At 44.7% G+C, this 14557-nt stretch carries 11 protein-coding genes; 3 read left to right on the plus strand and 8 right to left on the minus strand.

Annotation, left to right across the window (positions count from 1 at the left end; translation table 11 throughout):
- The coding region (locus tag A3762_RS27900; RefSeq protein ID WP_197469463.1) for a hypothetical protein at positions 1 to 367 on the plus strand (367 nt) is incomplete at its 5' end.
- Position 368: 1 nt separating this feature from the next.
- Here A3762_RS27900 and A3762_RS28955 read toward each other — a convergent pair.
- Positions 369 to 932: a SprT-like domain-containing protein gene (locus tag A3762_RS28955; protein ID WP_068756539.1), complete on the minus strand. Its 564-nt coding sequence runs from the start codon at positions 930 to 932 to the stop codon at positions 369 to 371.
- 72 nt (positions 933 to 1004) lie between these two features.
- Between A3762_RS28955 and A3762_RS20990 the strand changes: the two genes are divergently transcribed.
- Together A3762_RS20990 and A3762_RS20995 are read left to right on the plus strand one after the other, a co-directional pair.
- Positions 1005 to 1766, plus strand: a complete 762-nt coding sequence (locus A3762_RS20990) for a sulfite exporter TauE/SafE family protein (RefSeq protein ID WP_068757475.1) — start codon at positions 1005 to 1007, stop codon at positions 1764 to 1766.
- A 65-nt stretch (positions 1767 to 1831) separates the two neighbouring features.
- Positions 1832 to 2908, plus strand: coding sequence for an aldehyde reductase (locus tag A3762_RS20995; RefSeq protein ID WP_068757477.1), 1077 nt, complete (start codon positions 1832 to 1834; stop codon positions 2906 to 2908).
- A 61-nt stretch (positions 2909 to 2969) separates the two neighbouring features.
- Here the strand turns inward: A3762_RS20995 and A3762_RS21000 are convergent, their stop codons facing one another.
- The 7 genes from A3762_RS21000 to A3762_RS21030 all read right to left on the minus strand — a co-directional run.
- Positions 2970 to 3821, minus strand: a complete 852-nt coding sequence (locus A3762_RS21000) for a methylated-DNA--[protein]-cysteine S-methyltransferase (protein WP_068757479.1) — start codon at positions 3819 to 3821, stop codon at positions 2970 to 2972.
- Between the two features lie 73 nt (positions 3822 to 3894).
- Positions 3895 to 4293, minus strand: a complete 399-nt coding sequence (locus tag A3762_RS21005; protein ID WP_068481904.1) for a thioesterase family protein — start codon at positions 4291 to 4293, stop codon at positions 3895 to 3897.
- A 65-nt stretch (positions 4294 to 4358) separates the two neighbouring features.
- Positions 4359 to 5423, minus strand: a complete 1065-nt coding sequence (gene fba / locus A3762_RS21010; RefSeq protein ID WP_068481905.1) for a class II fructose-bisphosphate aldolase — start codon at positions 5421 to 5423, stop codon at positions 4359 to 4361.
- A 25-nt stretch (positions 5424 to 5448) separates the two neighbouring features.
- The gene (locus A3762_RS21015; protein ID WP_068757481.1) at positions 5449 to 6612 is read right to left on the minus strand and encodes a phosphoglycerate kinase; all 1164 of its coding nucleotides are present in this window, start codon (positions 6610 to 6612) and stop codon (positions 5449 to 5451) included.
- Between the two features lie 31 nt (positions 6613 to 6643).
- A complete protein-coding gene (gap, locus tag A3762_RS21020) occupies positions 6644 to 7681 on the minus strand; it encodes a type I glyceraldehyde-3-phosphate dehydrogenase (RefSeq protein WP_068757483.1) in 1038 nt (345 codons plus the stop codon).
- 17 nt (positions 7682 to 7698) lie between these two features.
- Positions 7699 to 9693, minus strand: coding sequence for a transketolase (gene tkt / locus A3762_RS21025; protein ID WP_068757485.1), 1995 nt, complete (start codon positions 9691 to 9693; stop codon positions 7699 to 7701).
- A gap of 142 nt (positions 9694 to 9835) precedes the next feature.
- Positions 9836 to 14557, minus strand: a 4722-nt coding sequence (locus A3762_RS21030) for an NAD-glutamate dehydrogenase (RefSeq protein WP_068757487.1), incomplete at its 5' end; no start/stop codon positions are given.

Raw genomic sequence — 14557 nt, forward strand, 5'->3', positions numbered from 1 at the left:
GGATTCAACGTCTGAAATTGGGAGTGTCTTAAGCACCTTGCAAGACTCATCAAAAGCGTCGCTCGATGCGATGCTAGCGTGTCGAGAGCTCGCACAACAGACGGTTACTCAATCAAACGACACGAAAACTTCTCTTGATACAATCGAGCAAGCGATAGATCAGATCCTTAATATGGCTGGACAAACCGCAACGGCGTCGAGCGAACAACTTTCAGTTTCTGAAGAGATTAGTCGCAATGTGACAACAACTCAGGCATTGTCGGAAGAAACGGCAAACGGAAGTCTACTCATTGCAGAGTCTGGCCAAAACCTAATCGTTGCGGTGGATGCTCTTAAAAATGAAATCGAGTGTTTCAAGGTGGCCTAAATTAATTGTCGCTTGGCAAAAGCGCTGTCTTACAAATCCTGCAGACGTACTTTGCGTTCTCGCGCCTTACTCGATTGTGCCTGATAGACGTCAATTCATGAGACTTGTTTGGACAAGCGCAGTGGTAACGGTATCGTTTTATGGTTCTCGCTGGTTTAACTTCATATTGATGAGTCACTTCAGGGGCCTTTTTAAGAACGTCTATCATCACCGATTGCCATTCGCGCCCATGAGGCCTAACGCGACGTTCGACAACTTCGTGCACGATGAAATGCGCTACTTCGTGGCCTACCGTCTCATCTATGAATTGTTGACCATAAAGCGAAAGGAGTTCCTGGTTAAATCGTATCTCTTTTATAAGGCTCTGTTTACGACTCAGCGCTCGTGATTGCGCCTTTCTGATTCTAAATTGCCCTGCAGCCTTCCCTCTCAAGTCAAACTTGACTGCATCTAAACAAAACTGTCGCCCAAAGTAGTCTTGGGCTAAAACTAAGCAGCGCTCTAATTCGTCTATGGTCTGTTGCTGAAGCTCTGATAAATTGTGTTCTGGTACTGCGGAATTCATACAGAATAGAAATGATGGAAACGTCGAATTGCGTTAGTATGCCCCACTATTTTAATTAGAAGAAATAATAATATGTATGAGCTAAGTGTTCTTTCTGTCTCCTTACTTATTGCGATGGGCTTTTTGGCTGGCATTATTAACACGATGGCCGGTGGTGGTTCGAATCTTACAATACCCGCCTTGATGGTCATGGGTTTACCTGCAGATATTGCTAATGCGACTAATCGCGTCAACGTTTTCTTCCAATCTTTGACTGCAGCCAAAGGTTTTAAAAGCCATGGAAAGTTAGAGATACCTGATCTTAAGAAAATCGTCGGTGTTACTTTAATTGGCGGGCTTGCGGGAGCGTTGTTAGCCTCTTATATGCCAGCTCAATTACTTAAACCGACACTTCTAATATCTATGATTACCATGGCTGGAATCATTTTGTTTAAGCCTGGAGTCGTCGCTCCTCCAGAAGGCACACAAGCACTTGGGATCTCTGAGTCCTCCAGTTCTATTCCTATGTTGTTGTTGGCAGGATTTTATGGCGGATTTGTGCAAGCTGGGGTTGGATTTATCTTAATTGCTGCTATTGCGGGAAGTTTACGCTACGACTTAGTGCGAACGAATGCATTGAAAATTGTCTGTACGCTGGGCTTTACCATCGTTGCGTTATTGATATTTATCGTTAATGATCAAATTTTATGGTTGCCTGGATTAATTTTAGCTGTTGGCTCTATTGTTGGCGCTCATATTGCTGTAAAAATAACCATCAATCTGAGTCAAAAAACACTTAAGTGGTTTCTGTTTTTAATGACAATATTTGCAAGCGCCGCCGCGTTGCTTACTTAAACTGAATTTTGTAACTCATAGCGTGTGCTATCCAGAGATAATTATAAATACCTTGGAGGTCCTTCATGATATCAAATCAAAATACAACTGTATGCGTGACTGGCGCATCAGGGTTTATTGCTGCACATCTTGTTAAACAACTTCTTGAGCAAGGTTATAAAGTGCGCGCAACAGTACGCGGCACTGCGGATAAATATCCCTATTTAACCGAATTAGAGGGAGCGTCTGAGCGCCTAGAGTTCGTGAAAGCGGATTTGTTACAAGAAGGTGCTTATGACCAGGTTGTTCAGGGTTGCGATTACGTGATGCACACTGCTAGCCCATACATTGTGAACGTCAAAGATTCTCAAAAAGAACTTGTCGATCCAGCGGTTAATGGAACATTGAATGTTCTCAAGGCCTGTCAAAAAACAGATTCAGTTAAACGTGTTGTTTTAACCTCATCTCTTGCGGCAATAACCGATGAGCCGAGAAACGATAAAACCTTTAGCGAAAAAGACTGGAATGAAAAGTCTAACTTAAAGCGCAATCCTTACTTTTATTCTAAGGTTCAAGCCGAGAAAGCCGCTTGGGATTACGTAGAAAAGAATAAAGACCAGTGTGACTTCGACTTAGTAACGATTAATCCTTTCATGGTAATCGGCCCGTCTCTCGGCCCAACACTGAATGAATCAAACAAAGTCATCAGAGATTTAATGCATGGTTTGTATCCAGTATTGATGACGCTTAATTGGGGGATTGTTGATGTGCGTGATGTAGCCCACTCACACATTTTAGCAATGCAAACTGAGAGTGCCTCGGGGCGTTATTTGATCGTGAACGAAAACTGGAAAATGCGAGAGATGGTTAGCTTCTTAAAGAACGATCTCGGGTACACGGATTACAAATTGCCTAAGATTGATCTTGATAGTCCATTCGGCACAAAAATCATGCATTTGCTTTCGTATACTCAGCCAAGCGGTAATGGTACTTACATGCGCTCACATATCGGCCAGCAAATGAATTTTGACAACGCTAAGGCTATAAACGAATTGGGGATCAAATACATTCCTATAAAAGAGAGTGTCGAGGCTGCAGTCGAAGATATGCTGAAGTGGGGACACTTGAAACCGCGTAAAGCAAATAAAATGGCTACCGCTTAATACGGTTTATGCTCTTGGTCAGGGTTTCGTTCATCTTTGGCGTTAACGCTGACCAAGATTCTTATTGATTTAAAATTCTATTACCAGATTCCCTAAGAAGCATTAATGCTTTTCGATCCGCTCCCCATCGATATTGATTCAAAACGCCTGAGCTTCTAATAACTCTGTGACAGGGTATAAGACACGCAACAGGATTGTTTGCGATTGCTGAAGCTGCTGCTCTCACAGCTTTGACGTTACCAGAAGCTTCCGCGATTTGTTGATATGTTCGCAGCTCACCTTCAGGAATCGTTAACAAAGCTTCCCAAACCTTAACCTGAAAGACGCTTGTTTTAACAAATAAGGTTACGTTTTGGTTCGATTCACGATTAGAAAAGACTTGTTGGTTTAGCGTTTTAGCGAGGTTGTCGTCGCGAATTAACTCTGCGTTATGCCATTCTGACTCCAGTTCATTGATCAGATCATCCCGACTCTGCGAAGATGACGTGAACGCAAGTTTCATAATCCCTCTTTGGGTCGAAGCAAAAAGAGCATCTCCATATGGAGTTGGAGAAAAACCAAATGTTATCTCAAGATTTTTACCTCGTGATTTATACTCGCTAGGTGTTATGGACTCGATACGAACAAAGTTGTCGTACAGCCTGCTTTCAGAAGAATAGCCGAGCATGTCTGCAGTCTTAGCTACAGAATGGTTAGGCAGAAGCTCTTTGGCTTTCGATCTTGATATGGCTTGCAAGAATTGCTTTGGTGAGAGGCCAACCCACTCGGTGAATACGCGCTGAGCATGGCTCTCGCTCATACAGGCCCTTTGAGCTATATCTCTCAGCGTTGGTTGCTTGTTGCTTTGCTCGCAAAGAAACTGAATAAGCTTTTCTGCGTTTGTATAGTGTCGTGACGTTTCTAGTTCGTTCATACAGAAAACTTAACACACCTAAGACCTGAGGTATCACCCGATTCTTGCTCAATGGTCGAGTTAAATCCCTTGATCAAGCGCTTTGAATTAGATGCTTCTCTAATTCAGCACGAATATCGTTAGGTATCGGCTCGGACTTTTTATCTTGATGATTAAAGTGCACCATTGTCGCTAGACCTTTAGCGCACAATCTTTCGTTCTGCCAAGCTTCTTGATAAACCTGCAGGGAGCTGTTACCTAGTTTTTTCACTCCAGTCTTGATCGTTACATCACTCGCGTAAAACATCTCGCCGGTATATTCCACTTCGACTTTCGCAAGAATGAGATTCCATTGTTTTGGATTTAACGAAGGAACAAATATCTTGAATATTGGTGTGCGGCTTTGTTCGAACCAAACTGGTAACGTGGCATTGTTGATATGACCAAGAGCGTCTGTTTCAGCAAAGCGAGGCTGGATAATCTGGGTAAACATAGAGGAAAGCTTATTTTTCTTATTGAAGGCTACGCCTGACGACTCGCGCCAGGCGTATGGAAGAATTAGCCGATTTTAGGATCTAATTCGCCTGACTGATAACGCTCGAACATAGTTTCGAGACTAACAGCTTTGATTTTAGATGCATTGCCAGCAGTACCGAATGCTTCATAACGCGCAACAACAATCTCTTTCATCGCAGAAACTGTTTCTTTCAGATATTTGCGTGGATCAAACTCTGAAGGGTTTTGCGCCAAGAAGCGACGAACAGCACCGGTTGAAGCTAAGCGTAGGTCAGTATCGATGTTTACCTTACGAACACCGTATTTGATACCTTCAACAATTTGCTCTACTGGAACGCCGTACGTTTCAGGGATTTCGCCACCGTACTCGTTGATCACTGCAAGCCACTCTTGCGGTACAGATGATGAACCGTGCATGACAAGGTGGGTATCTGGAATGCGTTCATGGATCGCTTTGATGCGGTCAATCGCAAGAATATCGCCAGTTGGTGGGCGAGTAAATTTGTAAGCCCCATGGCTTGTGCCACATGCAATTGCCAGTGCATCTACTTGAGTTTGTTTTACGAAGTCAGCTGCTTCTTCCGGGTCGGTCAACATCTGATCGTGCGTCAAAGTGCCTTCAGCTCCAATCCCATCTTCTTCACCGGCTTGGCCCGTTTCAAGGGAACCTAAACAACCAAGCTCGCCCTCTACAGACACACCGCAAGCGTGAGCCATTTCGACTGTGCGACGGGTTACATCGACGTTGTATTCATAGTCTGTTGGCGTCTTACCATCTTCACCAAGTGAACCGTCCATCATGACTGATGAGAACCCAAGTTGGATCGAACGCTGACATACTGCCGGTGATGTTCCATGGTCTTGGTGCATAACAACAGGAATGTGCGGAAACTCTTCTGTCGCAGCAAGAATCAGATGACGAAGGAAAGGCGCGCCTGCATATTTACGGGCACCTGCAGAAGCTTGAACGATTACTGGGCTGTCTGTTTGATCCGCAGCTTCCATAATTGCGCGCATTTGTTCTAAGTTGTTAACGTTAAATGCTGGCACGCCGTAACCAAATTCCGCCGCGTGGTCTAGCATTTGACGCATGCTAATTAAAGCCATTGTATGCTCCTATTAAAGTAATAAATTAGTCCGATGCGCGCTTGGTAAGCATCGCAACTGCAGGTAAGGTTTTGCCTTCTACAAACTCAAGAAAAGCGCCGCCACCAGTTGAAATATATGAAACCTGATCGGCTATTCCGTATTTATCTACGGCAGCTAATGTATCACCACCTCCGGCAATCGAAAATGCTTCGCTTTCAGCAATCGCCATTGATAAGGCTTTGGTTCCTTCTCCAAACTGGTCGAACTCGAAAACGCCAACCGGGCCATTCCAAATAATAGTCCCTGCGTTTTTAATGATTTCGGCTAGCTTTGCAGAGGTTTCTGGGCCAATGTCGAAAATCATATCATCATCAGCAACCGCCTGAGCGCTCTTTCCTTCAGCTACAGCCGTCTCAGAAAATTCTTTACCGGTCACGACATCAGTTGGTGTTGGGATATCCGTTTTTTCCGACAGAGCTTTCGCGTTAGAGATCAAATCTTCTTCATATAACGATTTACCAACTGGATTGCCCGCCGCAGCAAGGAAAGTATTTGCAATACCGCCCCCAACAATAAGCTGATCAACTTTGTCTGATAGAGATTCTAATACCGTCAACTTAGTAGATACTTTTGAGCCACCAACAATAGCGACGAGTGGACGCTTTGGTGTATCTAGTGCTTGAGCTAGTGCTTCAAGTTCAGCTGCGAGTAATGGGCCTGCACAGGCAATCGGCGCAAATTGTCCGACACCGTGTGTTGAAGCTTGCGCGCGATGCGCAGTTCCAAATGCGTCCATGACGTATACATCACAAAGCGCAGCGTATGCCTTTGACAATGTCTCTTCGTCTTTTTTCTCACCCTTGTTAAAGCGAACGTTTTCAAAAAGCACTACATCGCCATATTGAATATCTGATGGGACTTTCAAAGTCTTAACTAAAGGAACATCTTTGCCGAGTAATGAAGAAAGATGATTAGCCACTGGCTTCAACGAAAATTCTTCTGCATATTCGCCTTCGGTTGGTCGGCCTAGGTGCGACATCAACATAACTTTTGCGCCCGCTTCAATAGCGGCTTTAATTGTTGGCAATGACGCGCGAATACGTGCATCGCTTGTTACTTTGCCATCTTTGACCGGTACATTAAGGTCTTCGCGGATCAAAACGCGTTTACCTTTAAGGTCTAGATCGGTCATTTTCGTTACGTTCATCTATCGTAATCCTATAAATGTTTATCAAGTTTTATGTATTCAATGTTTCGCTATTCAAACTGCACCAGTAGTCGGCAAGTTCAAGCATTCTATTCGCAAAGCCCCACTCATTATCAAACCAAACTAATAACTTGACGAGCCGACCTTGTGTAACGCGGGTTTGGCTTCCATCAACCGTAGAGGAATGCGGATCTTGGATGAAATCACTTGACGCAATGGGTTCCTCAGTATAGGCCACTATTGGATGTTTGAAGTGGGTGCAAGCATCACGCAGGATCGTATTGATCTCTTTAGGAGTGGTGTCGTGCGCTACCAGAGCTGTTAAATCAATCGCTGAGACATTAATTGTCGGAACACGCATTGCATTCGTTGATAATTTGCCCCGGAGAGACGGAACAATTCGTTCGATACCTTTATCAAGAGCGGTCTCTACAGGCACCATATTCGCCATTGCGCTTCGCGTTCGACGTAAGTCTTTATTGTGATATGCGTCGATCATAGGTTGATCATTCATGGCTGAGTGGATGGTCGTCATTGATGCTGACTCAATCCCTATGTTCTGGTCCAGCTCACATAAGATCGGAACGATCGCGTTTGTGGTACATGAAGCAGCGGATACAATCTTATCGTTGATATCCATAGTGTGCTCGTTCACACCAAACACAATTGTTTTGTCGATATCTGCTGACGCAGGTTGTGAGAAAAGAACTTTCTTCGCCCCGGCATCAATATGTTTCTGTGCATCCTCTCGCGTGCTATGCACACCGGTGCATTCAAAAACAACATCTACATCGAGTTCTTTCCAAGGTAAGGATTCGATGCCCTCTAGATGAGTTAGTCGGATATGATCATCACCTACAATTAGGGTGTCGTCATTGCATCGAACTGACTCACTAAAACGACCATGGGTTGTGTCGTATTTAGTTAGATACGCAATCGTCTCTGCGTCTGCGAGTTCGTTAATGGCAACGATCGTAAAACTCTTACGTAACTCAGAATTCTGATACAAGGCGCGCAATACGCCCTGACCAATTCGTCCAAATCCATTTATGGCAATACGCCAAGACATACAGCTTGCCTTATCGTTTATAGGAGCTCTTCGGCAACGTTTAATACGTTTTCGACAGTAAATCCGAACTCTTCGAACAATTGATTTGCTGGTGCAGACTCACCGAAGGTTTCCATACCAACAATACGTCCATCTAAACCAACGTACTTGTACCAATAATCTGCGATGCCAGCCTCAACTGCTACGCGAGCAGTAACTTCAAGTGGAAGAACGCTTTGCTTGTATTCAGCACTTTGACGGTCGAACACGTCAGTTGATGGCATTGAAACAACACGTACCTTTGTGCCCTTCTCGATAAGCTTGTCTGCCGCTTCTTGCACCAAAGCAATTTCAGAGCCTGTCGCAATAAAGATAAGCTCAGGCGTACCATCGCAATCACGTAGTAAGTACGCACCTTTTTCGATATTTTCTACTTGCGTAGCATCGCGAGTTTGGTGAGGTAAGTTCTGACGGGAGAATACAAGAGAGCTTGGGCCATCTGTGCGTTCTACTGCTGACTTCCATGCTGCTGCAGATTCAACAGCATCACATGGTCGCCATGTATCCATATTTGGAGTCGTTCTCAATGAAGCAATCTGCTCTACTGGTTGATGCGTTGGACCATCTTCACCCAAGCCGATTGAGTCATGCGTAAATACGAAAATTGAACGTTGCTTCATCAATGCAGCCATACGCACTGCATTACGCGCATATTCCATGAAAATCAGGAAGGTCGCACCGTAGGGAATAAAACCACCGTGTAACGCAATGCCGTTCATTATTGCTGACATGCCGAATTCACGAACACCGTAGTGGAGATAATTACCCGAAGCATCTTCAGCTGTAACAGCTTTTGATTCGCTCCACATTGTAAGGTTCGATGGTGCGAGATCCGCAGAGCCCCCCATAAACTCGGGAAGAAGTGGGCCAAATGCGTTTAGTGTGTTCTGAGAAGCTTTGCGGCTAGCAACTGTATTTGCATCGGCCTGGCACTGATCAATGTAAGCTTTCGCTTTCTCAGAGAAATCTTCCGGTAGATCGCCAGATAAGCGGCGTGCCAATTCGAGCGCTAACTCAGGGTAAGCCTCAGCATAAGCCGAGAACTTCTCTTCCCATGCATCTTCGAGCTGCTGGCCTTTATCTTTTGCATCCCACTGTGCATAGACATCTTCAGGTACTTCAAATGCACCGAATTCCCAGCCTAACTTCGCACGCGTTGCAACGATCTCTTCTTCCCCTAATGGTGCGCCGTGGCAATCTTCTTTACCTTCTTTATTTGGCGAACCAAAGCCAATGATTGTTTTGCAGCAAATCAATGTTGGTTGAGTGGTGTTCGCTTTCGCCTGTGCAATCGCTGCTTCAATTGCGTCTGCATCATGGCCATCTACTGCAGGAATTACTTGCCATCCGTATGATTCAAAACGCTTAGGCGTGTCGTCTGTAAACCAGCCTTCAACTTCGCCATCAATAGAAATGCCGTTGTCATCATAAAATACAACAAGTTTGCCGAGGCCTAGAGTACCCGCAAGAGAGCATACTTCGTGCGAAATACCTTCCATAAGGCAGCCGTCACCAGTAAAGGCGTAAGTGTAGTGATCAACGATGTCGTGACCATCTTGATTAAACTGGGCAGCCAAAGACTTTTCTGCGATCGCCATGCCTACTGCATTTGCAATACCTTGACCAAGAGGACCTGTTGTTGTCTCAACACCTGGCGCATAGCCATATTCAGGGTGACCAGCCGTTTTAGAATGTAATTGACGGAAGTTTTTCAGATCATCAATGCTTAAGTCATAACCAGTCAGGTGCAGCAGTGAATAGATAAGCATCGATCCGTGACCATTTGACAAAACAAAGCGGTCACGATTTACCCAATGTGGATTCGTTGGATTGTGATTTAAGTGGCCGTTCCATAGGACTTCGGCAATGTCGGCCATCCCCATTGGTGCTCCTGGATGTCCAGATTTTGCTTTCTGAACCGCATCCATACTCAATGCGCGGATTGCGTTAGCTAGATGACGTCGTGATGACATTCCAATTCTCCTAGGGGTAAATACATTAATAAGGCCAAAAACGGCGCAGTATTTTCGCTTAATTCAAGCGCTCGAGCAACAGTCAGGCAGAGTAAATCGACTCACTCTGCCCTTGATTTATGTTATTTATTGAGAAACTTACTTAAACTGCATGTGTTGTGCTCTGAGCAAGATCTAATAGCTCTCTTAATGCCACGGAATACATCGCGTATTCAGCATCATCGCTCGCTTTAAGTTCAGTTAAAGTGGACTGCCATCGAAACACTAAATCTTCATGCTGCTCCATCCAAGTATTAATGCGTTTCGCGATGTCTTTAGGAGCGCCTTTCATAGCAAGAAGCCCGCTTGTAAGCGCGCGCTGTTGCCAGTCAAGATCTTCTCTAAATGCTTCCCTTGCAAGTGCCTGCCAGTGGGTTGAAGGGCTCAATCGATCGATCTGTTGGGCGAACCAATTAAGATCGAGGTAGTCGCCAATGCCGTAATACACTTCAGCCACGCGCTCTAAGCTTGCATTTGAGGCTTCATGCGCTTCAATAATCCCGAGAGCGGCATAACTCAACGAAGCTCCCGCAATTGTACTAGCTAACTCATCGGGAACACCCTGTTCAGTTAAGGATGTGAACCGAGCGTTCCAGCTTTCTTTCACTTCACCTCTCAAGTAATCAGGCAAATGCGCCGAAATCTGCGACACACCAGAGGCAAATCTTTCTATGTTTGCTAAGACGTGTAGCTCTGAGCGGCGATTGCGGATAAGCCAGCGAACTGATCGCCGTATCAAAGTCATTAAACTTAGCATCATGTCGATCTGCACGGTTGCAGGCACTTTATAATCAAGCGCCTCAATAGACTCCCAATAATGATCGAGTTTGAATACGTCTTTCGCAATCAAATATGCAAGCGCAATTGATGTCGCATTCGCGCCCGTAGAGGTATGAAGCCGCTCAACAAAAGAAATGCCCATGTGGTTGACCATATCATTGGCGACCTGCGTTGCGACAATCTCACTGTGTAACTGGTGCTGGCTAATCTGCTCGCCGAACTTCTTATTCAAGCGCGAGGGAAATACATTGAATACTTCTTTTGCAACATAAGCATCTGATGTGAAACATGAATCGTTTAGCAGCTCTTTGAGATCACCTTTCACATACGAAATGAGCACTGCTAGCTCAGGTCGAGTCAAGCCAGAACCGATAGATTTTCTTTCCACCATTTCCTCTTCGAGGGGTAAGAACTCTAACTCTCGGTTCAACTTGCCTGCTAGCTCCATGGAATTCATTAAGCGGCGATATTCTTCAGTGCGAGCAATCGCTTCGTGCGAGGCGATACTAATAGCTTGTGTTTGTCGATAATTGTGGCGCAACACATGTTCAGCAACATCATCTGTCATGTCGTGCAGTAATTTATTGCGCTGTTTATCGGTCATATCTCCGTCAGTAACAACACCACCCAGCAAAATTTTGATGTTTACTTCGTTATCAGAACAATCCACGCCAGCGGCGTTATCAATAAAGTCAGTATTCAACAATCCGCCGTTTTGAGCATACTCAATGCGCGAGCGCTGGGTCATCCCTAAATTACCACCCTCGCCTATGACTTTGACGCGAAGCTCTTCGCCATTTACGCGCAAGCCGTCGTTTGCTTTGTCTCCGCAATCTGTATGTGCTTCGGTTTTAGCCTTAACATAAGTTCCAATCCCTCCAAACCACAACAGATCTGAATCTGCTTTCAGTAAGCGATTGATCAATATCATTGGCGCTAGACTGTCTTCTTCTGCATCGATCAGCTTTTTGATCTCAGGACTCAATGGGATAGATTTAGCATCTCGTCTGAACACACCCCCGCCACGAGATATCAACTCTTTGTTGTAATCATCCCAAGACGATCTCGGCAATTCGAAAAGCCTTTTTCTTTCTTTAAAGGATCGCTCAGCATCTGGATTAGGATCGATAAATATATGTAGATGGTTAAATGCTGCGACCAGTTCTGTCTTGTCGGACAAAAGCATTCCATTGCCGAACACATCGCCGGACATGTCACCGATGCCAACACAACTAAAGGTTTCTTTTTGGATATCTTTTCCAAGCTCTTTAAATAATCTTTGAACAGATACCCACGCGCCTCTTGCGGTAATACCCATTTTTTTGTGGTCGTAGCCTTGGCTGCCACCAGATGCAAATGCATCGCCTAGCCAATGCCCCCGATCCAAAGATATTTGATTTGCGATATCTGAGAATGTCGCAGTACCTTTATCAGCGGCAACAACCAAGTAATAGTCATCTTCATCATGACAAACTGTATTTTTTGGATGAACCACCTTTTGCTTGACCAAATTGTCGGTGACATCGAGCAATGCTGAAATAAAGATTTTGTAGCATTCAACACCTTCTTTAAGAAACGCATCTCTGTCGTTCTGCGGAAGTTGTTTTGCGACAAAGCCGCCTTTGGCTCCAACCGGCACGATAACTGAATTTTTTACCTGTTGAGCTTTTACTAGACCCAAGACTTCCGTTCTATAGTCTTCATTTCGATCTGACCAACGTAAGCCACCACGAGCAACACGGCCACCCCGTAAGTGCACGCCTTCAATTCGGGGCGAATACACAAATATTTCAAACATCGGTACAGGCAGTGGCACATCAGGAATGAGGCGTGGTAATAATTTAAATGATATGTAGGCCTTTGCTTCGCCTTGTTTAGCTTGGTAGAAATTGGTCCTAACGGTTGCCTTAATCAAAGACAGATACAGTCTTAAAATTTTATCTTCTGTAAGGTTTGGCACTGATTCTAGTGCGTCGTTGATGACGTTTTCTAATTCACCACCTCGCTCTTCTCGTTCAGCAACTTTTAAACCCTTCGGATTAAACCTCACATCAAACAATTCAAGTAAAAGCCTGACAATCGCTCCATTTGCAATCAGAGTGGATGAAATAAGCTCTTGAGAGTTACTGACTCGAATTTGACGCATATATCGTGCATAACTTCTAAGTACAGCGATTTGGCGCCAATCTAGATAGGCGCTTGCAAGCAACCTGTTGAATCGGTCGTTTTCGGCGCGTTGAGCCCATATTTCTTTAAATAGTTCTTCAAACTGCGCGCTAATTGCAGATAAATCTACGTCAGTCTGGCCCTGACTTTCCAACAAGAAATCATGAATCCAGACGCTGTTTGCATCGTCATTCTTAACGATAAACGGGCTTTCACCAATGACATTGAAGCCCATGTTTTCAAAAATGGGCAAAACTTCTGATAAGGTGACGGGGGTATCCGAAAAGAACAGTTTGCAATGAAACTTCGACACAGGTTCCGACATCGCCCGATAAAAGCTCATTTCAAAACCAGGTGAGCCGATAATTTTATCGATGTGCTGCAGATCTAAAGATGCTCTCCGTGCGGTGAACGCTTCACGGTAACTCGCATTAAACCCTTGTCGGTATTGCTTCGCTAAATGAACGCCTTTTTCTTCGCCATATTGGTCATTTAATGCAGCCTCCAAATCATCAAACCACGAAACGACTGTGCTCATGATCTTCTTTCTAATGGAGGCGTAAACTTCTTTAGATGGTGGCGTTTCGCTGAGTTTTACGTTGAACTGCGTTCGTGCAAGAGGAGATTCCGAAAGATGCGTATTGAAGTCTATGTCTTCCGCGTTCAAATCTTTAGCCAGAATGTTCTGTAGTTTTAACCTGAGATCTGTATTGAACAAGTCGCGAGGCACATATACTAAAACACTCACGAAGCTGCCAAAGGCATCTTCGCGCATATAAACGTCTACCTTGCGACGCTCTTGCGCATACAAAGCAGTCTGCAACGCACTAGTCAGACGCTCGGTCGAAACCTGAAATAATTCGTCGCGCGGAAAGGTTTCTAACAGTTGTCTGAACTCTTTTCCGCTGTGATCTTTCTCGTTGTAGCCTGAAAGATCGATAGCTTCTTTCGCTTTCTCTCTTAAAAATGGAATACGAGACACTTCTTCGTTAAAAACGCGCGCTGTGTACAGTCCGATGAAACGTCTCTCACCGATGACTTCGCCATCGTCATTAAAACGCTTTACTACTATGTAATCCGGGTATGCAGGACGATGAACGCGGGCGCGTCGGGAGGACTTCGCAAACAAGAGTATGTCGGGTCGCAAAATATGCTCCGCAACTGATTCTGGTATTTCTGCCAAATCCAACTTTTCTTGCGTCCGATGCGCGTGCTTAAGAATGCCTAATGCAGAATCATCGTTTCGAACCAGTAGTGATTTAGTCTTAGTTTTTTTGAGGTCATACTCGATATACCCCAAAAAGCTAAAGCGGTTATCAGATAGCCAGGATAAAAAGGCAGTCGCTTCTGATAGTTCTTTCTCCGTAGCGCGGGAGTGACCTTTTTCTTTCCAGCTATCTGTTATGGCAGTGACTCGCCCAAGCATTTCATCGTAGTCATCTACGGCATCGGCAACTTCACTCAAAACGGATTCAAGCTCCGCCTTTAAGCTAGTTAATTCTTCTTGACTGTTAACCCGATCAGCCTCAATAACCATTAACGCTTCAACATTGCATTTAGGGCTTGATGAGGCGTTATCAATCGCTTTTAAAGAGCCCTTATCATCACGTGTTGTATGCAAAATGGTATGTTGAATGCCTTGCACTCGCAGATTCTTATCAGCAAGCGCCATTCTGATAGAGTCAACGATAAACGGAATGTTGCGCATGAGCACGCTTATAACGGTGTGCGGACTTTGCCATCCGCTGACCTCAAGTCCAGGGTTGTCGATTTGAACAATCGCATCAGTCTTAAGTGACGAGTTGACTAGACGCCACTTGCTAACAAAATAGCCAAATACATCGACGATGGACTTACCAACAAACTCCTGGGTATAGGC

It is taken from the genome of Oleiphilus sp. HI0125, assembly GCF_001635355.1.